Origin of the sequence: Bacillus cereus group sp. BfR-BA-01430, assembly GCF_022663115.1 — a bacterium.
GTDB classification, from domain to species: Bacteria; Bacillota; Bacilli; order Bacillales; family Bacillaceae_G; genus Bacillus_A; species Bacillus_A cereus_BD.
The window spans coordinates 209,288-235,819 of the sequence record NZ_JAKUEW010000003.1; the positions used below are offsets into that span (position 1 = coordinate 209,288).

A 26,532-nucleotide genomic window follows, 5' to 3' on the forward strand; every position below is an offset into this window, starting at 1 on the left:
TCATCCTTTTCTTTTATTATTCACTTAACTTTGACATATTACAATATTTTTTGTAAAAAAACTTTTGCACGGTCGCTCTTTGGTTCTGTAAAAAATTGCTGCGGAGTTGTATCTTCAACGAGTTTCCCACCATCTAAGAAAAGGACACGATCCGCTACTTCTTTCGCAAACCCCATCTCATGTGTCACAATTGCCATCGTCATCCCTGTGGTCACTAATGATTTCATTACTTCCAATACTTCTTTTACCATCTCAGGATCCAGTGCAGAAGTTGGTTCATCAAATAACATCACTTCCGGTTCCATAGCTAATGCTCTAGCTATGGCCACGCGTTGCTTTTGTCCCCCAGATAGGCGATTTGGATATGCATCCTTCTTATCTAGTAGTCCTACTTTTTCCAATAATTCCATTGCCTTTTGTTCCGCAATTTCTTTCGCTATCCCTTTTACATTCACAGGAGCATATATAATATTTTCTAGCACGGTCATATGTGGGAATAAATGAAAATGTTGAAATACCATTCCGACATTTTCACGTACATTCATAATATTCGTTTTCAAATTTGTTACTTCTTTATCTCCGATCCAAACACTTCCGCTTGTCGGTGTTTCCAATACGTTCATACAACGTAAAAAAGTTGATTTTCCCGATCCAGATGGCCCAACAATTGCAACAACTTCTCCTTTTTTAATTGTTGTCGTAATTCCTTTTAATACTTCATTTTCTCCAAATGATTTATGAAGGTTTTCAATCTTAATCACTTTTCTTCATTCTCCCTTCAATTGTTTTCCCAACTAATGTAAGTACAATCACTAAAATATAATAAACAAGCCCAACAAAAAGTAATGGTTCAAGATACTTAAATGTTTCACCGCCCACAATATAAGCACGACGCATTAAATCTGTTGCACCAATTACTGTCACTACAGCCGATTCCTTCGTAAGTGTTGCAAATTCATTCACAAGCGCAGGTAATATATTTTTTAATGCTTGTGGCAATATAATATGTCTCATCATTTTCCCATACGGTACACCTAGCGCCATCGCTGCTTCTGTCTGTCCTTTATCAATCGCTTGAATCCCGGCGCGAATGACCTCAGACATATATGCGCCTGAATTTAAGCTAAATGCAATGACTGCGGCTAAAAAAGCTGGAATATCATATCCAATCATTTGTGGTACACCAAAATATATAATCATTAATTGTAAAACAAGTGGTGTTCCACGAAATATGGATGTATATATATCAGCTGCAACATTTAAAACTCGGATTCTAGCAATCTTGCAAAGAGCTAATAGTGTCCCTAACATAAAACCAATTAAAGCTGAAACAGCTACAATTTTTAATGTAACTTCTAGTCCTTTTAATATATATGGTATCGACGGCGTAATTGCCGAAAAATCTAGATTCATGTTTGTTCATTCCTCTCTCAGAAAATAGAAAGGCAGCTTATTTTTCGCTGCCAAACCATTTTTCCACTAATTTATCCATTTCACCATTTTTTTGCATCTTCTGAATCACTTTATTAAACTCTGCTGTTTTATCGCTATTTTTCGGAAGAGCAATCGATGCCCCTACTTCTTCTGGTGCTTCCTGAATTTCAATTCCTTGTAAACCTTTTACCTTTTCTAAATAATGTTTAGCAATCGTATCTTCTAAAATAGCAGCATCAAAACGTCCTGCTTTAATTTCTTGTACAATTTCTGGTACACGGTCGCGTCCTTCCACTTTAAAGTCCACTTGTTTTTTGAACTCATTTGCTTTTTCTTCTTGAATAGAACCTGTTTGTACCCCTACCTTTTTCCCTTTCAAATCTTGCAATGACTTAATATTAGAATCTTTCTTGGAAACGATCATATTTTTCGCAACGAAATAAATATCTGTGAAATCTGCATTTTCTTTACGCTCTGCTGTTGGTGTCATACCCGCCATAACAAAATCTACTTTTCCTGAACTAAGCGACGCTAACAATCCGCCAAAATCCATATCTTTTACTTTCACTTCATATCCAAGTTCTTTTCCAATATATTTTGCAATATCTACATCAAATCCAATAATCTCATCACTTTTTGATGCTTCCACATATTCATACGGTTTATAATCTGCTGAAGTCCCCATAATAAGCACCTTTTTATTTTTGTCAGCACCTACTTCTTTTTCCTCTCCTTTACTACACGCACTAAACATACTTAAAATGAAAATGAGTGCAAACGAAATCGATAATACCTTCTTCATATTTCTTCCCCCTAATATCGTATATTTAACAGTTTATAAGAATTTTTATTCGTTGTTTGTATTGTAACAGTAATTTTATTTTTATGCAATAATTAAAATAAAAATAAATATAAAAACGTTTAAAATAAGAAAAAAAATTATTTTTATGCATAAAACTTGTATAAAAATAATTTTATATCTACTCAACCTCATGTACATAACAAAAAGGTCCGTATACATTATCGTATACGGACCTTTTTGTTTTCTTATAGTTCTTTACAGTTCTCTTCAAAATAAGATTGTAATTTTTCAATGACTTGCATCGGCTCATGCCCCTCGATTTCGTGGCGCTCTACCATTGTGACAATTTTTCCGTCTTTTAATAAGGCAAAAGATGGAGAAGAAGGTGGATATCCTTCAAAATATTCACGTGCACGTGCTGTTGCTTCTTTATCCTGCCCTGCAAATACTGTTACGAGATGATCTGGACGTTTATCATAATGAACAGAATGTGCAGCAGCAGGGCGGGCAATGCCACCTGCACAGCCACATACAGAGTTTACCATTACAAGTGTTGTACCTTTTCTTTTCAATGCTTCATCAACTGCTTCTGGCGTTGTTAATTCTGTATATCCAGCGGAGACGATTTCTTCGCGAGCTTGACGAACGACATCATTCATAAAAAAATTAAAGTTAATCAAAATGTTCCCTCCTCTAAGTGTACCTATTTGTATCTTACCAGTAACTATTTCCGAAAAACAAGTAAACTTACTTGTTTTGTTGTTAAATCTAAAAAAAATCCTAGAGCAAGAGGCTCTAAGATTTTTTCTTAATGACCACGACGCTTTTGCTTTGCCTTTTGTACTTTCATAAGACGTTTTCTTCGCTTCTCTGCTTCACGTTGTTCCTTTGCGAGCACCTGTTTCTCTTTCTTACGCAATTCATATGACAATTGGATTGCTTCCTGTGCTTTTGTAAGACGAGAAACATTTACTTCTTTTGCTGCTTGCCTTATAAGACGCTTTATATTTTTTGGCTTTTGCTTCGTTCTCACTTCAACCCCATAGCAAGCAAAATTTTGAAAATACGTGAACATCTTTCCATTGACAAATGAGAGAATTTCCTCATCTGATGGCTCTGTTCCAAAAATATAACGCGCTCCATACAATTTTCCTTTTTCTTTTTTCGTAATAATTCCAACAAAGTATTGACCATCGTGATATACTGTCAATTCCATCGACAGCCCCTCCTAAAAAAAGATTCAGAAATACTGGACATCCCGGAGGGGAAGGTTACTGACATACTCATATGCGCCCGGACTACCAACCGAACTGTGTTTTTGTATTTCTACAGCTATTATATCGCGTTTTTATTTTCCTTTTCTATTTTTTCATACGTTTCAATTATTTTTTTGTGTGATCCTACAATATAATCAGGAAGTTCTCTTATTGAAAAAAATGTAAGCTGAACAGTTTCTGCTGTATTCATATTGAAGTTTCCTTCATATTCATCTGTATAATAAGCTGTTGTTACCGATTGGAATTCATCTCCGTTTGCTAGTTTTGTAAAATAGTTAGCTCCAGAAAATACATGAATTAAACGCAAATTCTTGACATGAATCCCTGTCTCTTCATATACTTCGCGGTAAGCTGTTTCCTCTGGTGATTCGCCAAGTTCCATTAGACCACCAGGCAATCCCCATTTTCCATATGGCTCTGTTCTTTGTTGTAATAAAACTTCTCCCTTTTTATTGATTACAAGTACAACAGCACCAACTAAAATTAAAGGACGATGGCCAACTACTTTTCGTAACTCCTCTACATATCCCATCGAAACACCTCCCTTTTGTTATTTCTTTGTCCACACCATTGTATCATATGTAAAAAATGGTAAAACGCGTGTATCTTTCATTTCTTTCACAAAATATTTATTGTTTCTCTTTCAGCAATTGTTGTTAATAGAACAGTTTGAATGGAATTTTATCTTCCCTATTCAACTAGCACGTATGCTAGAAAAAGAACAAATATGAACATCCTAATCATTGAACTACAGTTCATCATAGCAAATAACAATCATATGAATACAACACCTCAATTGTGCAATGGCCCTAAATCGCCCGTTCTATAGAAGGTTATCAACTGTACACGCTTGCTGATTGAAAGAATATATGAAAAAAGAAGTTGATCTGTTCTGAAACAAACCAACTTCTTTCAAAGATTTCACTTCACAGAAAACATATACTTTTTATATGTTTTCCGTACCGATAATATAAGCCCCATCATAATCATATTCGAGAATAAAGAACTCCCTCCATATGATAAAAATGGAAGTGCGATTCCTTTTACAGGCATTAACCCAACAATCATACCAACATTTTGGAAGATTTGAATCGTTAATATGCCAATTGTTCCAGCACATAATAGTGTACCAAATAGATTATCAGCAGAATAACCAATAATAATTGTTCGATAAAGGAGTAAAAGAAACAAGAATACAACTAGAGCAGCAATGATAAATCCACCTTCTTCAGCAATCGTAGCAAAGATAAAGTCAGTATGTTTCTCCGGAATATAGACATTTCCGCCGCCAAATCCTTTTCCTTCCATTCCTCCACTGCCAACAGCTAAAATGGATTGCTGGGTTTGATATCCTTGATCTGTATGTTCAAATGGATCTAACCAACCTAAAATACGTGATTGCTGGTGAGGTTTTAACATCGTAACTAATTTATTAAAGAAAAAATCCGGATATTTTACGTATATAAATATTAATGTAGACAATATCGTCACCGGAATAACTGTACATAATGCAATTAACTTCTTTTGAATCCCTGACATAAACAAAATACACGCGATTGCAGCTGCATATAAGAACACCATACCTGTATCTGGTTGACTATATACAACTACCATAGGAGGAAGTGACACTAGCATAATCTTTCCTACTAATATTAAATCTGTTTGAAATGTCCGGATCACATATTGTGCATTATGTTTCACCGCTAAACTTGCAACGATGAGAAGCAATGAAATTTTGAAAAACTCGGATGGTTGGATTTGTCCAATACCAGGGAAAATAAACCATCTTTTTGCCCCTAACTTTTCAGGTGTAAAGCTCGATGTTGGCAATATCTTCAAAATTATTAATGACCCAAACCCAACAATATAGAGTGGCCAGGACAATTTTTGCAGTTGATCTAAGTCGACGCTGGCAACAAGGAGTAACAATACAACCCCTATTATGTAGTTTACACCTTGTTTCAAAGCGAAGTTTGAATCCCCATACTGCCCAGTTTGTTGACTGCTATATATAGCTGCTATACTTGTAACACATAGTGCAAACAAAATTAAAATTAACTTTACATCTAAACTTTTTAGAAATTCGGTACTTCTTTTCATGACATCCTCCTGAAACATTGTTACAGCAAAATAAAAAACCAGGAGTCAACATTATGCATATTTTGACGACTGATTACAGATTATCTATAAAACACTTATATAGAATAACTCTCTTTTTCATACAATACAATATATTATACTATAGTTTCATCAGTAAGATTTGGCAAAAAAATGATTCTTTTTTTATTTTATATCTATATACCAGATATCAGCAATGTATTTTCATAAATTCTTCATACATTATGACTCATTGTCAGATATTAAGATAGAAATGAAAGATATAACCTTTTGTATAAATGTAAAAAAGCTCGCATTCCGCGAGCTTTTTATTAATATACAGATGTATGATCCGCTGACGTATTTTCTAAAATCTCTTTCACTCGACCTAAGAACTTGCCACAGATCAAACCGTCAAGTACGCGATGATCAAGCGATAAACATAAATTAACCATATCACGTGCACCAAACATGCCGTTATCCATAATAACCGGACGTTTCACAATTGATTCTACTTGTAAAATAGCAGCTTGTGGATGGTTAATAATACCCATAGATTGAACAGAACCAAATGACCCTGTGTTATTAATTGTAAATGTACCGCCTTGCATCTCATCTGGTTTTAATGATTTGGTACGAACTTTCGTTGCAAGCTCTGTAATTTCACGAGCAATTCCTTTAATTGTTTTTTCGTCTGCATGTTTAATCACTGGAACAAATAGTTCATCTTCTGTTGCAACAGCGATAGAAAGGTTAATATCTTTCTTCTGAACGATTTTATCACCAGCCCACATAGAATTAATTTGTGGATATTCTTTTAACGCTTGTGCAACTGCTTTTACGAAGAATGCAAAGAATGTTAAGTTAAAACCTTCGCGTTTTTTAAATTCATTTTTGATTGAGTTACGATACGATACAAGATTTGTCACATCTACTTCAATCATCATCCAAGCGTGAGGTGCTTCATGTTTACTGCGTAACATATTCGCAGCAATTGCTTTACGCACACCTGTTACTGGAATTTCAATGTCACCAGGTGCGGTTGGTACAGATACTGGTTTTGCCTCTGTTTTTTGTACTGCTATTTTCTCTTCTGCTTTTGGTGCTTCTTGAGGAGTAGGTGTTGATACAGCTACTTCCTCTTTTTTCGTACCTGCTTGCGGAATATTTCCTGATTCCACAAGTTTCAAAATATCTTTACGTGTAATGCGCCCATTTGCTCCTGTACCCTCTACTACATTTAAATCAATATTATGTTCACCCGCAAGTTTTAATACCGCTGGAGAATAACGAGGTTTCCCGTCAGTTGGTTGCTTTGCTTTTGCTACTTTTTCAGCCGAGGCAACCTCTGCTTTTGGTTCCTCTTTCGCTTTCTCTTCTACAGCTGTTGCTGCTACTTCGTCTGCGCCCTCTACTTGAATGACACAAACAACTTCACCTACAGAAAGTGTGTCTCCTTCTGCTGCAACTAACTCTTTCACAACCCCGGTGAAAGAAGATGGTACTTCTGCATTCACCTTATCTGTCATTACTTCTGCGATTGGATCATATTTATTCACATGATCCCCAACATTTACAAGCCATTTGCTAATTGTACCTTCTGTTACGCTCTCCCCGAGCTGAGGCATTGTAATATTTTCTACAGCCATGTATAGTCCCCCCGATTAAAATTCCGCAAGTTCACGCATTGCTTTTTCAACTTTATCTGGATTTACCATAAAGAATTTTTCCATTGTTGGTGCATATGGCATCGCCGGAACGTCTGGACCTGCAAGACGCGCAATTGGTGCATCTAAATCAAACAGGCAATTTTCAGCGATAATCGCGGATACTTCGCTCATAATACTTCCTTCTTTATTATCTTCCGTTACAAGAAGAACTTTACCTGTTTTTGAAGCAGCTTCAATAATTGCTTCCTTATCTAATGGATATACAGTACGCAAGTCAAGAATATGTGCAGAAATGCCATCTTTTGCTAACTTTTCAGCAGCTTGAAGAGCAAAATGAACACATAATCCATATGTGATAACAGTAATATCATCGCCTTCACGTTTTACATCTGCTTTTCCAATCGGTAATACGTAATCATCTTCTGGTACTTCGCCTTTAATTAAACGATATGCACGTTTATGTTCAAAGAATAATACCGGATCTTCATCACGAATCGCCGCTTTTAATAATCCTTTTGCATCATGTGGCGTAGAAGGAATTACTATTTTTAAACCCGGTTGGTTTGCAAATAATGCTTCTACGGATTGTGAATGATATAAAGCACCGTGAACACCGCCACCAAATGGTGCACGTATCGTTAATGGACAAGTCCAGTCATTATTAGAACGATAGCGAATTTTTGCTGCTTCAGACACAATTTGGTTCACCGCTGGCATAATAAAATCAGCAAATTGCATTTCCGCAATCGGACGCATACCATACATCGCCGCTCCGATTGCTACTCCTGCAATTGCAGATTCTGCAAGCGGTGTATCGAGCGCACGATCTTCGCCGAATTGATCATACAATCCAGTTGTCGCTTTAAATACGCCACCTTTTTTACCAACGTCTTCTCCTAATACAAATACTTTCTCATCGCGTTCCATTTCTTCACGCATTGCTAATGTAATCGCGTCAATATAAGACATTACAGCCATGAAACGTTCCCCCCTATTCTGCGTATACGTGCTTCAATGCATCTTCAGGTGCTGCATACGGAGCATTTTCTGCATATTCTGTTGCTTCATTTACGATATGCATAATTTCATCTAACATTTGTTTTTCAGATTCTTCTGTTAATAAATCTACTTCTTTTAAATAAGCAGCAAATGTAAAGATTGAATCTTTCTTCTTCGCTTCTTCCACTTCTTCTTTATCGCGATATACACGATCGTCATCATCACTGGAATGTGCTGTTAAACGATATGATACAGTCTCAATTAACGTTGGGCCTTCACCGCGTCTTCCGCGTTCTGCTGCCTCTTTTACAGCTTCATATACTGCAAGTGGATCATTTCCGTCTACCGTATATCCTGGCATACCATATCCAATCGCACGATCTGATACATTTTTACATGCTAGTTGCTTTTCAAGCGGTACTGAAATTGCATATTTGTTATTTTCACACATAAAGATGACAGGTAGCTTGTGTACACCAGCAAAGTTCGCACCTTCGTGGAAATCACCTTGGTTAGAAGAACCTTCACCAAATGTTACAAACGTTACTAAATCTTTTTTCTCCATTTTTCCCGCTAAAGCAATCCCAACAGCATGTGGTACTTGTGTTGTAACCGGAGACGATCCTGTTACAATACGATTTTTCTTCTGTCCAAAGTGACCAGGCATTTGACGGCCACCTGAGTTTGGATCTTCCGCTTTTGCAAATCCAGATAACATCAGTTCTTTTGCTGTCATACCAAATGTTAATACTACGCCCATATCACGGTAGTAAGGCAATACATAATCCTTTTCTCGATCAAGTGCAAACGCGGATCCTACTTGCGCCGCTTCTTGTCCTTGACAAGAAATTACGAATGGAATTTTACCCGCACGGTTTAATAACCACATGCGTTCATCAATTTTACGTGCAAGTAACATCGTACGGTACATTTCTAATACTTGCTCATCACTTAAGCCAAGCGCTTCATGGCGTTTTTCCTTTACTTCTGCCATTTTTCATAACCTCCTAAATCCACATTTTTATGCGTGTAACGCTTTTCCATCTACAGCTAATGCTGCTTCACCAATCGCTTCTGATAATGATGGATGCGGATGAATTGTATGTGCTACTTCCCAAGGTGTTGCATCTAACACTCTTGCAAGGCCAGCTTCAGAAATCATATCTGTTACATGTGGGCCAATCATATGGACACCAAGAATATCATTTGTTTCTTCATCAACTACAAGTTTCACAAATCCATCTGACTCTCCATATACAAGTGCCTTTCCGATTGCACGGAATGAAAACTTACCTACTTTTAGCTTATAGCCTTTCTCTTTTGCCTCTTGTTCTGTTAAACCAACAGATGCAACCTCTGGATTGCTATACACACATTTCGATACCATAGAGTAATCAATTGGCATAACATCTTTTCCAGCAATATGCTCTACAGCAACGATTCCTTCATGTGAAGCAACATGTGCAAGTTGTAATCCCCCGATTACATCACCAATCGCGTAAATGTGGGATTCTTTCGTTTGGTAAAATTCATTTGTTTGAATGTATCCTTTTTCCACAATAATATCTGTATTTTCCAATCCGATATTTTGTGTATTCGCTTGTCTTCCCACAGATACAAGCATTTTTTCTGCTTGAAATTCTTTCTTTTCACCATTATGTTCTGCTTGAATGGTTACCCCATTATCTTTTACTAATGTTTCTGGTAATACTTTTGCACCAGTCACCACTTTAATTCCTTTTTTCTTTAAAAGACGTTGCATTTCTTTTGACACATCTTGATCCTCAAGTGGAAGAACATGTTTTGCATATTCTAATATAGTGACTTCTACACCAAAATCAGCAAGCATAGATGCCCATTCGATTCCAATTACGCCACCGCCAACAATAATAATAGAATTAGGAAGCGTTTCCATTTTTAGAGCATGATCCGAGGACATAACGTATTCTCCGTCTAATTCTAATCCAGGTAACGAGTTTGGACGGGAACCAGTTGCAACAATTACGTTTTTCGGAATTAACATTTCATTCTCTTCACCATTTGCAAATTCAACTGAAATTGTTCCTGGCATCGGAGAGAAAATCGATGGACCTAGTATACGGCCAATGCCTTCATACACATCAATTTTCCCTTGCTTCATTAAGTGCTGAACACCTTTATGAAGTTGAGCGACAATTTTTTCCTTACGCTCTTGTACTTTCGCAAAATTCAACTCTACATTACTCGTCACAACACCAAACTCTTCTCCCTTTTTAGCAGTTGCATATACTTCCGCACTACGGAGTAAAGCCTTACTTGGAATACACCCTTTATGTAAGCACGTACCACCAAGATTATCTTTTTCAACAAGAGCTGTTTTTAGCCCTAACTGCGATGCACGAATAGCAGCAACATATCCACCTGTTCCGCCGCCAACGATGACTAAATCATATTCTTTTGCCATTATCTCAACCCCTAGCTACCGTTTCTTTTTCTCGTACAACATACTCTTTTGGAGCTTCTTCTTCCCGTAGTACACGAAGTGCTCCTTCCGCTAATGCTTGTAACTCATCTTCTCCAGGATGCACAATGACATCGGCAATCCAGTTCACTCTATCTTTTATTTCATCTATTAGAATTTTGCTATACGCAAGTCCACCAGTTAATACAATTGCATCGATTTTCCCATGAAGAACTGCGCTTGCTCCTCCAATTTCTTTCGCAACTTGATAAGCCATTGCTTTGTAAATAAGAGTTGCTTCAGGATCACCTTTTTCAACCATATTTTCTACTTTAATTGCATCATTTGTACCAATAAGACTTACTAAGCCGCCTTGTCCAACAATCTTTTTCATCATTTCATCGCGATAATAATTTCCAGAAAAACACATTTCTATCAATTGACCTACAGGCACTGTCCCAGCGCGCTCTGGACTAAATGGTCCTTCTCCATTTAGACCATTATTTACATCAATAACTTTTCCATTTTTATGAGCACCAACGGTAATTCCGCCACCCATATGTGCAATAATTACATTTAAATCTTCATATTTACGCCCAAGTTCTGCTGCAACTTTACGCGCTACCGCTTTTTGATTTAATGCATGAAAAATACTTTTTCGTTCCATACCAGCAATTCCACTAATCCGAGCGATTGGCTCCATTTCATCTACGACAACTGGGTCAACAATGAATGCAGGAATATTTAATCCTGAAGCAATTTCATAGGCTAAAATCCCACCAAGGTTAGAAGCGTGATGGCCGCTATATCCATTTTTTAAATCTTCTAACATCGCTTCGTTCACTGTATATGTACCGCCTTCAATAGGACGAAGCAATCCTCCACGACCGCAAACAGCATTTAATTTCGAAATATTGATGCCATGAGAATGAAGAACTTCTAGAATTGTTTCTTTTCGAAATTCATATTGATCAATAATTCGCTTATATTTTTTAATTTCTTCTGTATCATGGCGAATCGTTTCTTCTAAAACAGGTCTCTCATTATCAAAAACACCTATTTTTGTAGATGTACTACCAGGATTAATAACAAGGATTCGATTTACCGACAATGTTGCTACCCCCACCTATAAATTCAAAAGACAGTGGAAACCTCACGAGAGGTAACCACAGCTTTTGTAGAAGTTGTATATGAAAGATTAGCGACGGCTAATAATATCGTGACCGTTGCGTAAATATGTGCTACGAGTATTTTTTAAGCTTGCAATACGCTCTTCAGCTAGACGATCTGCTGCCACGTAAGTTGGAACAGAATCGCGTTTTGAAATTTCAATCACTTTTTCGATTGTGTCATAAATAGACTCTACACGTTTTAATGCACGTTCTCTATTGTATCCATATAACTCATCAGCTACGTTAATTACGCCGCCTGCATTAATAACATAATCTGGTGCGTATACAATTCCCATTTCATGAATGATATCACCATGACGTTCTTCTTTTAATTGGTTATTGGCAGAACCTGCGATTACTTTTGCTTTAAATTGTGGAATTGTTTCATCATTAACTGTTGCACCTAACGCACATGGTGCATAAATGTCACATTCAACGCCATAAATTTCGTTTGGTTCTACTGCTGTTGCTCCAAATTCTTCTACTGCGCGTTGTACTGCTTCTTTATTAATATCTGTAACAATTAATTGTGCTGATTCAGCATGTAAATGTTTGCAAAGATGATACGCCACATTTCCAACACCTTGAACAGCAATCACTTTACCTTCTAAGCTATCTGTGCCAAAAGCTTCTTTCGCAGCTGCCTTCATACCACGGTATACACCGTATGCAGTTACTGGCGATGGATTTCCAGAAGAACCGAATGAAGGTGAAATACCTGTTACAAAATCTGTTTCTTCATGGATAATATCCATATCATCTACTGTTGTACCAACATCTTCTGCTGTAATGTAGCGTCCGTTTAACCCTTGAATGTAACGTCCAAGCGCTCGGAACATCGCTTCGCTTTTATCTTTTCTTGGGTCACCGATAATAACTGTTTTTGCACCACCAAGGTTTAAACCAGCTGCTGCATTTTTATAGGTCATCCCTTTTGCAAGACGCAGTGCATCTTCAATCGCCGCTTCTTCAGAATCATATGTCCACATTCTTGTTCCACCAAGAGCTGGTCCAAGTGTTGTATCATGAATTGCAATAATTGCTTTTAATCCAGATTCTTTATCTTGACAAAATACTACTTGCTCATAATCATATTTTTCTAAGTATTCGAATATTTCTAATGCCATTGTCATTTCCCCCTAATTGTTTTACCCTTATTGGTTTATTTAGAAGCAGTGGCAACTGCCAAAGCTAACGAATATACTTTTGTTTCTGCTGAATCAGCACGTGATGTTAATATAATCGGTGCTTTTGCGCCCGCAATCATCGCTCCTACATTTGCCTTTGCAAAATAAACGAGTGATTTATATAGCACATTTCCAGCTTCAATTGTTGGGACGAGTAAAATGTCTGCCTTACCTGCTACATCACTTGCTATACCTTTATGTTCTGCTGCAATTTGAGATATCGCATTATCTAAAGCGAGTGGTCCATCCACAATACAATCTTTAATTTGTCCACGGCGATTCATTTGTGTTAACATCGCTGCATCAATTGTCGCTTGCATTGCTGGATTAATCACTTCCACAGCTGCAATTGGAGCTACTTTCGGCAAATCATTCCCTATTGCCCGGGCAACTTCCACAGTATTTTGTATAATAGCTGCTTTTTGTGTTACATCAGGTGCAATATTCATCGCTGCATCCGTAACAAAAATAAAGCGATCATAATTCGGAACCTCAAAAACTGCAACATGTGAAAGAACGCCGCCTTTACGAAGCCCCCACTCTTTATTTAATACTGCCTTTAATATATTTGCTGTAGGAATGTTCCCTTTCATAAGTACATCTGCTTCACCATTTCTTACAGCTTTAACAGAAAGTTCTGCAGCTTCAGCACTAGAAAGTGCTGCAATCACCTCAATGTCTTCAGATGATTGTAAATGATATTCTTGTAGCATACTCAAAATTTTTTCTTGATTTCCATATAGACGAAATTGAGCTAACTGTAATTGAATTGCCTTTGCTACCGCTTCAATTACTTCATGATCTTCAGCTACTGCTACAGCCACCGTTTTCTTTGGCTGTTCTGCTACTCGATCAACTAAGTGTTTTAACTTCATATTTTGTAATCAACCCTTTCCGTCGTCCCTCATCTATGTATAAAGCAAATACCGTGCCAACTTTTCAAAGTGGTCTTACCAATAATGAAAACGCATACAAAACATAGTAAAATCAACATTCTAAAAAATAACAGAATATTCTGTCCTAAATTGTCGTTTTTTATACACCATGCAATAAATTGCATGGTACGCAATTTATTGCATGCTATTTTTTGCAGACTCATATTTTTCTAACTTATAATATAAGTTTCGTACTGAAATCCCTAAAGCTTTTGCCGTTTTTGTCTTATTGCCATTAAATTTATCTAAATATTCCCGGATAATATTCCCCTCAAACTCTGTAACTAAATGTTCAAGGGGCTTTTCTTCTAATTCTGGTAATAAACGATTCGCCTTCAATTCCACTTGTTCATCTTTATGTAAAGAAGGTAAATGATGTACATCAATATAAACTTCGTTGTAACTCATAAAAATAATCGCTCGTCCTAAAATATTTTCCAGTTCTCGCACATTCCCAGGCCAATCATACGATTGTAAATACTCAATTGCTGCTTTTGTTAACCCCTCCACATTACGCCCATAATCTTGATTAATCTTTTGAATTAATCTTTCTGCGATAAAAGGAATATCCTCTTTCCGTTGGCGAAGAGAAGGAATTTGAATGGGAATTTTATTTAAACGATAATATAAATCTTCTCGAAATTCTCCTTCCAAAATCGCTTTTTCTAAATTTACATGAGTTGCAGCAATCACCCTTACATTAATTGGAATTGCTTTCGTTCCTCCAACTTTTACAATTTCTTTTTCTTGTAGCACTCGAAGTAACTTCGCTTGTGTATTAGCAGATAATTCTCCAATCTCATCTAAAAATATACTTCCATTGTTCGCTTCTTCAAAGAGTCCTCGTTTCCCGCCTCTTTTTGCCCCAGAAAATGCTCCTTCTTCATAGCCAAACAATTCGCTTTCTAACAGATTTTCTGAAATTGCAGCGCAGTTTACACGAACAAATTTATTGTATTTTCGATTACTGCCATTATGAATCGCATGCGCAAATAATTCTTTCCCTGTTCCTGATTCTCCTCGAAGCAATACTGTCGCTGGCGTATTTGCCCCAAGTTTCGCTTGCTCTATCGCCGCCATCATTTCATCCGAAGTTCCAACAATATCATCAAAAGAATATTTTGCTTCTAGTGTTCGAATAATTTGTCTCGCTCGATGTAATTCATTTGTTAATTTTTGTATTTCCGAGACGTCACGAATCACCCCTACACTACCTTTTAATATGCCATCAACAATAACCGGGGCAACATTTACAATTACATCCCGCTTTTTTTGTCCAATTTTCATATGAATTCCTCGCACAGCCCTACGCGTACGAAGTACCTTCATATGCATACTCTCCCCCTCTACAATGTCAGTCGTTGCAGGTTTTCCAATTATATCTTCCTCTGTCAGACCTGTTAATTTTGTATAGGCAGGATTTATGACAATCCCTCTCCCTTTCTCATCTACAACAGAAATTGCTTCTTCAGATGAATAAATAATTGCTTCTAGTAACGTTTGTATTTCTTTTAAATCCGTAACTTCCTCTGCCAAGTTTACAACTTCAGTAATATCTTTAAAAACTGCAAATGCCCCTTGAACTTCTCCATCCTCTTTCAAAATCGGAATGCGTGTCGTAATAATCTTTTTTCCATTATCCAATGTAAGTTCCTGATTTACTTCGATTTGTTTTGTCCGTAAAATTCGAAGTAATTTACTTGTCGGAATTACTTCTAAAATATATTTCCCAGTAGCTTCACTTGTTGTATAACCTGTCATTCGCGCTGCACTTTTATTAAATAACTTTATAATCCCTTCTTTATTCACAACGATCATACCATCATGTGTAGAATTTAAAATCAAATCTTTCTGCTGCGTTTGAGCTTTTAATTTCTCAATTAAATCTTCTTTCTCATGCGCGAGTTTCGTAACAATCTTAGCAATATCTCCCGGTATTAGTAATGTATGTTCATGCTTTTTCGCTAAAAGAACTTTATGTAAATAATCATCCCCCGTCATATCAAAAATGACGTCAATATGTTTTTTTAAAAACGGCTCTATATGGTCTCCGGTTGGAATAGATTGCTCTTTTGCAAGTTGCAATCCCTTCGCATTTGGATTTATATCAATAATTCCAATCATTTCAAATATATTTGAGCGTTGTAACAAACTTAATATTGTACTTCCACCTTCACCTGCTCCGATAATGAGAACTTTTTGTTTCATACATTACACTTCCTTTCGAAGTACCTCTGCAAGCTTTTTCACACCTTTATCTTACTCGCTCTTCTTTCTCTTGACAAACACCCATTTTATATTTCATCATTTAATATATACAAAATTATCTGAAAAGGAGATTTTTTATGCAACGTTACTTTGCCCTTCTCCTAGCACTTATTCCGATTTCATTAGCCATGTTAGGGATTAAATTAATGAGAGATACTGTATTCGGCATCCTGCTTTCCCCCTTCTCTGTATTATGGCTACAATTTTTAATTGGCGCATGTTGTTTCGCTGTCGGTTTTTATCTTTTTGGCGGCTTCATTTTGCACCGTGATCGAAAACGAAACAAAGTACAGGCCCGCTTCAGAAGATAAAGCAACCCTTTACATGATACGAGTAAAATAATAAGATAAAATGAAACTTTAATTAGCGGCAGTTTTCTTTATCCTCCACTGATGATGAGCCCTTACCAATCGATTTGCCCTAAAATAGCGGGATAAAAATGAAGACCCTTCTCACGAAAGGTCTCATTTTTTATCTTGCAACAGCGCTCTAGCCGTTTCCGGATAGTCTGTAATAATCGCGGAAATATTCATATCAAAATATTTACGGATCACTGTCTCATCATTAATTGTATACGGACGAACCTCTACTCCACTCTCCATTGTTAACTCCGCAATTGCATCTTGAAGATAGCGATAATTTGGATGAATTGCAGTTGCTCCCATCTTTTGCGCATATGCCCAAGGACTATGTAATCCTTCTCGATATAAAATCGCTGTTTGAATATCTGGTGCCATCATATGACAATGTTTCATGCTGTAATGATTAAATGATGACAAAATAACCCGTTCCTCAAAACTATACTTTCTCACAAGTGTAATGACTTCCTCTTCCAGTCCTCTATAAGGAACTTTGTTATTTTTAAGTTCAATATTCAGGAGCAATGAATTGGATTTCATCCAATCTAATACTTCCTCTAATAAAGGGATCGGACAAAAGCTTACTTTTTCATTAAACTTATAACTTGCATCTAGCTTTCTTAAATCTTCATATAAGTAATTTCTCACTGCTCCTTTTCCATTCGTTGTCCGATTAACCGTTTCATCATGAATGACAACAACTTTTCCATCTTTCGTGAGTTGAACATCTAATTCAATCCCATTTGCTCCAAAAGATTCCGCAGCTTCAAATGAAATCATTGTGTTCTCTGGGTACGTACCCGCTGCACCGCGATGCGCAAATATAAGAGTCATCTTTACTCCTCCAATCTATGCTATACTATACGAAAAAGGAGGTACTTCTATGAGACCATTACAAATTTCTCCGGATACTGCAATTCGTCTATCAAAAGCGTTAGGTGTTCCACTTGAACAACTTATGCATATGCCGCAGCATATTTTAATTCAAAAACTAGTTGAATTAGAAAAACAAAATAACGATGAAAAATAATATAGTCCTGTATTTGCAGGACTTTTTACTACCCTTCTTTCGCTCCCTTTCGAATACCTTTCATCATTATATCACGAGAACTGTAATGGAAATACTTCTATCTATACCATCAGGCTCAACAAAAATCATTTGAAAAAGAAGCATTAAAATAGGATGAATCCAACTTCCTCTTAACTGTTGGCTAATATATTAAAACGACTTATGCAAATTACGCATAAGTCTTACTTTTGTTACTCATAATTCATGATTCATGATTCGTCCTCGTCTTCAAAATCACGTAAGCTATTAAGCAATTCTGTAAAAGATGAACAAACAGGTAAAATAGCTTTTTCCATCTCTTCTCCCTCATGTTCCCAAAATACAACCGTCGGGGCTTCAAGATTATTTCGGTAATCAAAGCATAAGTGATTTCCAAATGAATCTTTACCAAAAGGATATACTTTATCTACTAATCTGTCTTTTATACCTTCATATACTTGAATAATGGAATTTCTACTCTCTAAATTAAAAGTTAAAGTTTACTAAACACATTTTCATCTTGATTAGGTATATCAAATATTTTAGGACGTGGATAACCACCGTCATATTTTTTCATCCATTCAATAAAATTAATAGGAAATTTAACACCCAAATATTATTATACTTGTTGAATATGTTCATCTGTAATTTCTTTTTTATTTATTCCAATCTAAGTAACATTATTCATAATATAGTCCTCCTATTAAAGAAGGGTTATTTTTAACGCTTCCTCAAGCATTGTATTAAAATCATTATATACATTCATTACCGTACCTGATGGTTTATCAAGTTCTAGATAAGTACCGTCTGATAAGTTTTTGCAAAACCACGCAATATTTGAATCCCCAAAGAAAAGATACTCTTTTTGAAATTCATTTTCATACCAAATCTCATTCGTGTCTATAAAGCCGCAAATTTGTTCATCTTTTTCTGTTTCTAATAAAGGAGAATCGACTCCGTAAAGTACCAATCCATCAAAGTCTAAACCATTTACGGTTTTAAGAAATTCTTCGTATTCACTCGGTAAATCAACATTAAATTTCTCTTTTGCATGTTCTCTTAATCTCTGAACTTCAGTATCCGTTGCGGGTGTATTCAGCTTATAATTAACACTTTTCAGTATATCTCCAATTTCCAAAATCATATTTTTCCACATATAAAAACCTCTTTCTAAATTTATTCCCCTTTAGGATAGATATTATATTTCGGTATAGGCCAGCTTATGTCTACACTATCTCCAGGTTGTAAGCCTTTAGTTAATGTACGTTGTGTATTAGTTATAGCTTTATGATATGGGAGATTTTGTATTAAAGTTAAATTTTCAAATGCATTTGTCCCTCCATCATCTAAAGGAAGATTATGATGTACTTGCCACCCTATCGGAGGCTTTCCTCTTTTCATCAATTCTATATCCCCATCTGATATACCAGCATTCTTGAGTTCAATAAGCTTAACAGGGTCATTAACTATAGATTTAAGAAAATCTTTTCTGACACTTCTATCAAATTCCTTCCGAAGTTGTTCAGCTTCTTCTCGTGTTCTCTTAGAATAAGTAATTTCATCAACTTTAACATCTTTAAGAATTACATCTTCTCCATATAATTTACCAACAAAAATGTCACCATCCGTAGTCCTTTTAGTATATTGATAAGGTGATAGCTTATCCTTAGCTGTTTGATAAGTATCAATAAAGCTAGATTTTAAAGAACTTCCCCCAAAACCAGCATAAGCAAAACGGTTTCCAATGTTTAAATTAAAATTATTTAATGCGTTTAGTGTGTTTCTATATGTAGCAGAATTAGTTAATTTGGACATACCTTTTGCTAGATTTGCAGTAGTTGCTACCTTCGATACTTTACTCAATCCTTTATCACCAATAAGTCCTAATCCTACTTGTGTTAAAGCATAACTTCCCCACTTTGCCCGACTTTCTGCATCCCCATTGATTACATCATTAATAAATGAATCTGACAATGCATTATGGTACTAAGGGTATCAATAGGGTGCAAAGCAGCGTTCCCCATGTTTTCCCACGTTTCCCAATCTCCTAAAGCTTTTATTCCGTCTATTGTATCGCTAACTGCTTGTCCCGTACCATCTACAATACCGTCCCAAATTTTTTCACCAGTAGATTTTTCAGGTAGCTTACCACACATTTTACCTTCTTCAATATGTATACTGAAAATAACTTAAGTTGTTGTTCGTAACTTTTCAAAGTCTTGGCTGAAAGATTCTTCAACGTACAATACAACATAAAATTTTCGATTTGAAATTCGAAATCAGACAATAAAAAACACCGCCCTCTCGATAGTTTTAATAACTACCAAAAGAACGGCGTTTATCGCCTTTTTGACCGTGTTATTTATCGGTCAGAAAAGATATTTATTGCTCAACGATCTTTAACGTTAAAATCCGCTCAAACCCGCGCCAAAACAACCTTTATGATGCCTTATGTTCAAGCCTCAATTTATCCGCAACCATTGCGATAAACTCGGAATTCGTCGGTTTTGCTTTTGACATGGATACTGTATAACCATCGCTATATCAAGACGTTTTGTATTTCATAACTATCATTATATGCTTCTATTTATTGGTTAGAAGTGTACAATCTATTGCTTATCTAAATTTAATTGTACCACTTTGTTACTCTTAATTAATTATTCGTCCTCGTCTTCAAAATCACGTAGGCTATTAAGCAATTCTGTAAATGATGAACAAACGGGATAAATAGCTTTTTCCAATTCTTTTTCTTCGTGTTCCTAAAGTACAATGGTTGGGGATTGAAGAATATTTCGGATTAAGAAAATACTTACAGCAAAAGTTAAAATGTTGTATCAGCTAGACTTTTTCTTATTACAATTTCATGTTTTAAGGTTTCTGAGAAATCAAATGCTTTAAATAATAAATCAGAAAATGTCTTTCCATCTTCTCTAGCAAAATACGTAACAAGGTCAACAACTTGTGATGGTAATGCTTTTCCTTCCCACGGCGGTCTTTTGGTTATATCTTCAATATCCCAAATAATTTCTTCGGGTTTCTTCTTTTGTAATATGCTTTGAATTTCTTTTAAATTCTTTCTCGCTTCTTCTACGTCTTCCCAATTTAACTTATCAAAATACAAATTCTTCATAAGTAAAGGGTATTTAGTTCCCCAACCTTCAGGTTCTGTATGATATGACATTGTTGAAAAGAAGCTATGCAAAAAGTCAGGATGCCCTACTTCATAAAACATAAAATCTATTCCAAATCCTACGTTTGACATATTATCACTCCAATATACTAATCTTTAATTTCAATAGTAACGTTATCATTTGTTTTTGTCTTGATTTTCTGCACTAGTTCAATAATTTCATCAGGACTTACTTCCTGTCCCCTAATATCAACACGAACTGTTTGTTTCGTTCCTTCAGGTAGATTCTTCAATCTTGCCTCTACTTGCTTTCCTATAACATAAGCTAATCTAGTTCTCTTTGCTGGCGTAGACACGTCATAGTTTTTTACTTCAACTGCATGTTTAACGCCTTCACTATATAAATCAGGAATAGAAGAACCTTTTGTTTTTTTCTTTAATTCTTCACCATCTTTGAAAATGACTTGTTCCCTAAATCCTTTGTAATCTTTCAAGGCATCAAGTTCAGACTGTCTCCAAGATGGTCTAGCAAACATAAGATAACCACTTAGATAATTCCCCCAGTTTCCTGTTGGCGGTAACATACTAGTCATAATCCCACTAGTAAGACCACCTGCAAAAGCAGGTTGTAAACGTGGTGCAGTAATTTCAGTTACTTTTGCAAACTTCGCACCTCTTGCCACTGTTGAAACTTTACTTAATCCTTTATCACCAATGAGACCTAGCCCTACTTGTGTTAAAGCATAACTTCCCCACTTTGCCCGACTTTCTGCATCCCCATTGATTACATCATTAATAAATGAATCCGATAATGCATTATACATGGTACTAAGGGTATCAATAGGGTGCAAAGCAGCGTTCCCCATGTTTTCCCACGTTTCCCAATCTCCTAAAGCTTTTATTCCGTCTATTGTATCGCTAACTGCTTGTCCCGTACCATCTACAATACCGTCCCAAATTTTTTCACCAGTAGATTTTTCAGGTAGCTTATCACACATTTCACCTTCTTCAATTGAAGTGGCAGCTTGTCGTGCCCTCTCTTCTGTAATTGCTTGAATTGAAGTTGTCCACTCCATATTCAATCCTTGTATACTAAATGTACCACTTGCAGGGCTAAAACCTTTCCCACTTTGGACTTCAGCTAAACCCGTCGCAATACTAGCGGCTAATTGAATTGCTGTGTCATAATTGCTACTTGAAGTAGTATTAAATTCATATAAGTGCTCGAGTTTTTCTTCTAATTTTTGTTTCATAGCAACAAAAATACCAATCATAGCTCCCATATTTGAAATTCGAAATCAGACAATAAAAAACACCGCCCTCTCGATAGTTTTAATAACCACCAAAAGAACGGCGTTTATCGCCTTTTTGACCGTGTTATTTATCGGTCAGAAAAGATATTTATTGCTCAACGATCTTTAACGTTAAAATCCGCTCAAACCCGCGCCAAAACAACCTTTATGATGCCTTATGTTCAAGCCTCAATTTATCCGCAACCATTGCGATAAACTCGGAATTCGTCGGTTTTGCTTTTGACATGGATACGGTATACCCGAATAAAGATGAGATAGAATCAATATTTCCACGGCTCCATGCTACTTCAATCGCATGTCGAATTGCACGTTCCACACGGCTTGCTGTTGTATTATATTTCTTAGCGATATCTGGATATAATACTTTCGTAATAGATCCTAACAACTCAATATCATTGTATACCATAGAAATTGCTTCGCGTAAATACATATATCCTTTAATATGAGCTGGCACACCAATTTCGTGAATAATGCTCGTAATACTCGCATCTAAATTTTTCGGTTTTCCATCTGCTGTTGTTGCCGATCGGAAAGTTGGTAGTGGACGTTTTATCGCAGCGTTTGTTTTACCACTTACTTGACGAATATGGCTCGTTAAATTCTCCATATCAAATGGTTTTAATATGAAATAAGAAGCTCCTAGATCAACTGCTTTTTTTGTCACATCTTCTTGCCCAAATGCTGTTAACATAATAACATTCGGTTGTTTTAATCGTTCAATATGTCGCATTTTCTCCAGTACTGCTAGGCCATCTAAATGTGGCATAATAATGTCTAAAACGAGTACATCAGGTTGTTTCTCTTTTAATAAATTTAAACATTCTTGACCATTATAAGCCGTTCCGATTACTTCCATATCATCTTGGGCAGCAACATAACTTTCTAGCATTGATACCAATTCTTTATTATCATCCACAAGACATACTTTGATTTTCTCCACAGCTTTTCCTCCCTTACCGAATCGAATCGAATTTTCCGACATGTGTAAGCTTCTAGGCTACATGAATTGTTCGACAATTGTGTGAAATTTCCCTTTTAAAGTTTCTAAATTCCGATAAAATCACAAAAAAATATGTTTATCGTTCATTTCTTTTTTTTCGCATCACATTCCATCATAGAATTACAACAAAATGTCCACTCTTTTCTTTTATTTTACAACAAAAAACAGCTCTTGCGGAGCTTTTCCAAAATTTCAACGAATTTCTCAATAAAAAAGCAAGCCGATACACATCAGCTTGCTTTTTTCTCTTGTTCATAAATATTTATTCCTGCTTCATGTAACATCCACTCAATATGCACACCATATCCGGAAGTTGGATCATTTACGAATACATGTGTAACTGCACCAATCACTTTTCCATTTTGAACAATTGGGCTTCCGCTCATTCCTTGTACAATACCACCTGTTTTTTCTAATAAACGCTTATCAGTAACCTTTATAACCATTCCTTTTGTAGCTGGAAATTTTTGCGGTACTGCACTTACTATGTTCACATCAAATGATTCTACTTTATCGTTATCAATTACTGTTAATATTTTTGCTGGACCTTCTTTTACTTGATGAGATAATGCGATTGGCATCGCCTTATCCATTATCCCATTTTTCACATTCGTATTTAACTTACCAAAAATCCCAAATGGACTATTTATTGTAATATTCCCAATCACTTCACGATCTGGTGAGAATTTCGCTAACTTTTCTCCGGGATTTCCATGGCTCCCTCTTTCAATCGAAGTGACTGTCGAACGCATAATTTGTCCATCTTCCACTTGAATCGGTTTTTTTGTATCATTGTCAGAAATAACATGACCAAGCGCTCCATATTTCATGGAATTTGGATGGATAAATGTCATCGTGCCAATACCAGCTGCCGAATCGCGAATATATAGACCAATGCGATAAGATGATTCCCCACTATCTTTTTGTGGCGTTAACTTTGTGCGAATATACTTCCCATCTCTCAATAACACAAGATGGAGCGGTTCACCTGTTTCACCACTACTATGAATAAATGGTGCTACATCGCTCATTCTTTCGATTGTTTTTCCATTAATTGCAGTAATCATATCACCAATTTGTACACCTGCTAGTTCACCTGGTGATACTTTCCCTTTTTCCGTTTGAATTAAATGATGTCCAACAACAAGAACGCCTTTCGTATTCAACTTCACACCGATAGATTGTCCACCTGGAATGACTTTAAAATCTTTTAACACTTTTACATTTACTTTCTTCACAGGGAGACCAGCCAATTGAAACACCATATCCGCTTCACCATTTCGATGAGAATTCACCATAATCCCCGGTGCTTTTTGTTTGGGACTTACGGTAAACACGTTATGATTGGTAGATGAAGCTTGAAAAGCAGGCAGTGATTCTATTTCTGATTGTTCCCCTTCAAAAATAACAAGTTGTTTTGGAAATGAAATAAATGTACGTAATGGTTTAAAACAGACAATAAAAACTAACGAAACAAGGAGACAAATCCCTATTATTTTCCGGAAGTGTTCTAATTTCAATTTATTCACTCTCCTCGCTCCTACCCCACATTCAGCCTCTTCGGCCTCATCTTTTAATCTCTCCTTGCAACGCCCTGTTTATAACCGGAAGAATTAAGAAATCATGATTTGAGCAAAAAAGCTATCCATTATTGGATAGCCTCTGCTGCTTGCTTAAAATGATTTGCTTGTGTAAGTAACTCTTTCGCATGTTCCGTAGTTAAATCCGTAATTTCCACACCAGAAATCATGCGAGCAATTTCTGTTACTTTATCCTCTGGACTTAGTATTGTGACAGATGTAATTGTCCGATTATTCGCCACTTGTTTTCGGATAAATAAATGCGAGTCCGCCATTGAAGCTACTTGAGGTAAATGAGTAATGCAAAGTACTTGTGAATTTACTGATACCCTGTAAATTTTCTCAGCAATCGCTTGTGCAACTCGGCCGCTTACACCTGTATCCACTTCATCAAAAATGACAGATGCGACACCATGATGTTTCGAAAAAATACTCTTTAAAGCTAAAATGATACGAGATAACTCTCCTCCAGAAGCAACTTTTGAAAGCTGTTTCAACGGTTCACCTGGATTTGTGGAAATATAGAACTCCACTTGGTCATATCCATCCACTGTTAATTTGACAGGTATTCCTTCAACGAGTGGATCTTCTACATTTCCTTCTTTTTTTGTTATTCTCACTTCAAATTTTGTTTTTTCCATATATAGTTCTTTCAATTCTTGGTGAATGGCACTTGTTAAGCGCTCTGCAAGCTCATGGCGCATATCACTTAACACTGTCGCTTCTTTTAAGATTACACTTTCCAATTCTTTTAACTCTTTTTTAGCCTTTTCAATATGCACATCTTTATTTTCAATCGTAAATATTTCTTGCTCTATTTTATCTGCATACGCTAAAATCTCTTCTACAGTATTTCCATACTTTCTCTTTAGCATACGAATTTCATTTAAACGATTTTCAATTTCATCTAAACGATTTGGATCATATTCCATCATATCTAATTTTTCTCTTAGCTGATAGGCTACTTCTTCCAGCAAATAATAACTATTTGCTATCGAATCATGGTTTTCTTGATACGATTCATCTAAATGTGCAATACTCTCCATTTGCCCCATTGCATTTCGCACATGATCAAGACCTTGTCCATCTGTACTTAATGAACGATAAGCATCACCTAGCGCTTTATAAATCTTCTCAAAATTAGAGATTTTCAAGCGCTCCTCTGTTAATTCCTCTTCTTCATCTACCTTTAAATCCGCTTTACGAATTTCTTCACATTGAAATTGAATTAAATCCAAGCGGTGAGCCATCTGTTGTTCATTTTCTGTTAAAGCTTTTAACTGTTTCTTCAATTGTTCATATTTTACATATACTTCTTGATATTTTTCTAATTGTTTTACAATTCGATCCCCATCAAAATGATCAAGCATGAAGAGATGCCGTTCTTCATTCATTAAATCTTGTGTCTCATGTTGTCCGTGAATATCAACAAGTGTTTTCCCAATTTCTTTCAATATACTTAATGTAACAAGCTTACCATTGATGCGACATACACTTTTTCCATTCGCAGCTATGTCACGTTTTAAAATAATCATGCCATCTTCAATTTCAATATCTAGCTCTTCTGCCTTCGCAATGCACGGGTGTTTATCGTCCTCTATATAAAACAATCCTTCAATTTCTGCTTTCTCTGTTCCATATCGAACAAATTCCGCTGAGCCACGACCACCAACAAGTAAGCTAATTGCATCAATAATAATTGATTTTCCCGCTCCTGTTTCACCACTTAATACAGTTAAGCCTTTTTGAAAAGAAATATTTAATGACTCAATAATAGCAAAGTTTCTAATCGATAATTCCGATAACAATGCTTCATTCACC

The 26,532-nt window shown here is 36.1% G+C and carries 24 protein-coding genes and 4 pseudogenes; 2 read left to right on the forward strand and 26 right to left on the reverse strand.

The window, feature by feature from the left end; genetic code table 11:
• Positions 1-38: 38 nt before the first annotated feature.
• The 15 genes from MR058_RS09375 to MR058_RS09445 all read right to left on the reverse strand — a co-directional run bounded on the left by MR058_RS09375 (position 39) and on the right by MR058_RS09445 (position 16,221).
• Positions 39-761, reverse strand: a complete 723-nt coding sequence (locus tag MR058_RS09375; RefSeq protein ID WP_242143707.1) for an amino acid ABC transporter ATP-binding protein — start codon at positions 759-761, stop codon at positions 39-41.
• Complete coding sequence (locus MR058_RS09380; RefSeq protein ID WP_242143708.1) at positions 754-1,413, reverse strand: amino acid ABC transporter permease; 660 nt, start codon at positions 1,411-1,413, stop codon at positions 754-756. Before MR058_RS09380 ends, MR058_RS09375 begins: the two co-directional genes overlap by 8 nt.
• A gap of 37 nt (positions 1,414-1,450) precedes the next feature.
• Positions 1,451-2,236 (reverse strand): transporter substrate-binding domain-containing protein, encoded by a 786-nt coding sequence (locus MR058_RS09385; RefSeq protein ID WP_242143709.1) that lies wholly within the window; start codon positions 2,234-2,236, stop codon positions 1,451-1,453.
• 245 nt (positions 2,237-2,481) lie between these two features.
• Positions 2,482-2,895 (reverse strand): BrxA/BrxB family bacilliredoxin, encoded by a 414-nt coding sequence (locus tag MR058_RS09390; protein ID WP_277926509.1) that lies wholly within the window; start codon positions 2,893-2,895, stop codon positions 2,482-2,484.
• A 149-nt stretch (positions 2,896-3,044) separates the two neighbouring features.
• A complete protein-coding gene (locus MR058_RS09395; protein WP_242143710.1) occupies positions 3,045-3,452 on the reverse strand; it encodes a YjdF family protein in 408 nt (135 codons plus the stop codon).
• A 119-nt stretch (positions 3,453-3,571) separates the two neighbouring features.
• Positions 3,572-4,045 carry an NUDIX hydrolase gene (locus MR058_RS09400; protein WP_242143711.1) on the reverse strand — a complete coding sequence of 158 codons (474 nt, stop codon included), beginning with the start codon at positions 4,043-4,045 and terminating at the stop codon, positions 3,572-3,574.
• A 389-nt stretch (positions 4,046-4,434) separates the two neighbouring features.
• Complete coding sequence (locus MR058_RS09405) at positions 4,435-5,613, reverse strand: FtsW/RodA/SpoVE family cell cycle protein (RefSeq protein ID WP_242143712.1); 1,179 nt, start codon at positions 5,611-5,613, stop codon at positions 4,435-4,437.
• A 329-nt stretch (positions 5,614-5,942) separates the two neighbouring features.
• Positions 5,943-7,259, reverse strand: a complete 1,317-nt coding sequence (locus MR058_RS09410) for a dihydrolipoamide acetyltransferase family protein (RefSeq protein WP_242143713.1) — start codon at positions 7,257-7,259, stop codon at positions 5,943-5,945.
• 15 nt (positions 7,260-7,274) lie between these two features.
• Positions 7,275-8,258 (reverse strand): 3-methyl-2-oxobutanoate dehydrogenase subunit beta, encoded by a 984-nt coding sequence (gene bfmBAB / locus MR058_RS09415; RefSeq protein ID WP_242143714.1) that lies wholly within the window; start codon positions 8,256-8,258, stop codon positions 7,275-7,277.
• Between the two features lie 13 nt (positions 8,259-8,271).
• A complete protein-coding gene (bfmBAA, locus tag MR058_RS09420; protein ID WP_242143715.1) occupies positions 8,272-9,273 on the reverse strand; it encodes a 3-methyl-2-oxobutanoate dehydrogenase subunit alpha in 1,002 nt (333 codons plus the stop codon).
• A gap of 27 nt (positions 9,274-9,300) precedes the next feature.
• Positions 9,301-10,722, reverse strand: coding sequence for a dihydrolipoyl dehydrogenase (gene lpdA / locus MR058_RS09425; protein ID WP_242143716.1), 1,422 nt, complete (start codon positions 10,720-10,722; stop codon positions 9,301-9,303).
• Positions 10,723-10,726: 4 nt separating this feature from the next.
• Positions 10,727-11,830 carry a butyrate kinase gene (gene buk / locus MR058_RS09430; protein ID WP_242143717.1) on the reverse strand — a complete coding sequence of 368 codons (1,104 nt, stop codon included), beginning with the start codon at positions 11,828-11,830 and terminating at the stop codon, positions 10,727-10,729.
• Positions 11,831-11,917: 87 nt separating this feature from the next.
• Entirely contained in the window at positions 11,918-13,018 is a 1,101-nt protein-coding gene (locus MR058_RS09435) for a Leu/Phe/Val dehydrogenase (RefSeq protein WP_242143718.1), read from the reverse strand.
• Positions 13,019-13,053: 35 nt separating this feature from the next.
• Complete coding sequence (yqiS, locus tag MR058_RS09440; protein ID WP_242143719.1) at positions 13,054-13,953, reverse strand: phosphate butyryltransferase; 900 nt, start codon at positions 13,951-13,953, stop codon at positions 13,054-13,056.
• 195 nt (positions 13,954-14,148) lie between these two features.
• Positions 14,149-16,221: a sigma-54 interaction domain-containing protein gene (locus tag MR058_RS09445; protein WP_242143720.1), complete on the reverse strand. Its 2,073-nt coding sequence runs from the start codon at positions 16,219-16,221 to the stop codon at positions 14,149-14,151.
• A 137-nt stretch (positions 16,222-16,358) separates the two neighbouring features.
• Between MR058_RS09445 and MR058_RS09450 the strand changes: the two genes are divergently transcribed.
• Positions 16,359-16,592: a DUF2627 domain-containing protein gene (locus tag MR058_RS09450; protein WP_242143721.1), complete on the forward strand. Its 234-nt coding sequence runs from the start codon at positions 16,359-16,361 to the stop codon at positions 16,590-16,592.
• Between the two features lie 153 nt (positions 16,593-16,745).
• Here MR058_RS09450 and MR058_RS09455 read toward each other — a convergent pair whose 3' ends face one another.
• The gene (locus MR058_RS09455; RefSeq protein WP_242143722.1) at positions 16,746-17,474 is read right to left on the reverse strand and encodes a glycerophosphodiester phosphodiesterase; all 729 of its coding nucleotides are present in this window, start codon (positions 17,472-17,474) and stop codon (positions 16,746-16,748) included.
• Between the two features lie 49 nt (positions 17,475-17,523).
• On the opposite strand from MR058_RS09455, the gene MR058_RS09460 reads away from it, so the two are divergent.
• A complete protein-coding gene (locus MR058_RS09460) occupies positions 17,524-17,670 on the forward strand; it encodes a YycC family protein (RefSeq protein ID WP_242143723.1) in 147 nt (48 codons plus the stop codon).
• Positions 17,671-17,918: 248 nt separating this feature from the next.
• Here MR058_RS09460 and MR058_RS09465 read toward each other — a convergent pair.
• The 10 genes and pseudogenes from MR058_RS09465 to recN all read right to left on the reverse strand — a co-directional run bounded on the left by MR058_RS09465 (position 17,919) and on the right by recN (position 26,519).
• Positions 17,919-18,322: pseudogene (locus MR058_RS09465) on the reverse strand (SMI1/KNR4 family protein).
• 69 nt (positions 18,323-18,391) lie between these two features.
• Entirely contained in the window at positions 18,392-18,844 is a 453-nt protein-coding gene (locus MR058_RS09470; RefSeq protein ID WP_242143724.1) for a YrhA family protein, read from the reverse strand.
• A 20-nt stretch (positions 18,845-18,864) separates the two neighbouring features.
• A pseudogene (locus MR058_RS09475) lies at positions 18,865-19,859 on the reverse strand (cytoplasmic protein); the annotation flags it as partial.
• Between the two features lie 268 nt (positions 19,860-20,127).
• Positions 20,128-20,223: pseudogene (locus tag MR058_RS09480) on the reverse strand (sporulation initiation factor Spo0A C-terminal domain-containing protein); the annotation flags it as partial.
• 122 nt (positions 20,224-20,345) lie between these two features.
• A pseudogene (locus MR058_RS09485) lies at positions 20,346-20,492 on the reverse strand (SMI1/KNR4 family protein); the annotation flags it as partial.
• Between the two features lie 17 nt (positions 20,493-20,509).
• Positions 20,510-20,950: an Imm70 family immunity protein gene (locus MR058_RS09490; protein ID WP_242143725.1), complete on the reverse strand. Its 441-nt coding sequence runs from the start codon at positions 20,948-20,950 to the stop codon at positions 20,510-20,512.
• Between the two features lie 17 nt (positions 20,951-20,967).
• Complete coding sequence (locus MR058_RS09495) at positions 20,968-22,101, reverse strand: WXG100 family type VII secretion target (RefSeq protein WP_242143726.1); 1,134 nt, start codon at positions 22,099-22,101, stop codon at positions 20,968-20,970.
• A 175-nt stretch (positions 22,102-22,276) separates the two neighbouring features.
• Complete coding sequence (gene spo0A, locus MR058_RS09500; RefSeq protein WP_242143727.1) at positions 22,277-23,071, reverse strand: sporulation transcription factor Spo0A; 795 nt, start codon at positions 23,069-23,071, stop codon at positions 22,277-22,279.
• A 290-nt stretch (positions 23,072-23,361) separates the two neighbouring features.
• Positions 23,362-24,660 carry a SpoIVB peptidase gene (gene spoIVB, locus MR058_RS09505; protein WP_242143728.1) on the reverse strand — a complete coding sequence of 433 codons (1,299 nt, stop codon included), beginning with the start codon at positions 24,658-24,660 and terminating at the stop codon, positions 23,362-23,364.
• Between the two features lie 119 nt (positions 24,661-24,779).
• On the reverse strand, positions 24,780-26,519 hold the full coding sequence (recN, locus tag MR058_RS09510; protein WP_242143807.1) for a DNA repair protein RecN: 1,740 nt from the start codon (positions 26,517-26,519) through the stop codon (positions 24,780-24,782).
• Positions 26,520-26,532: the final 13 nt, after the last annotated feature.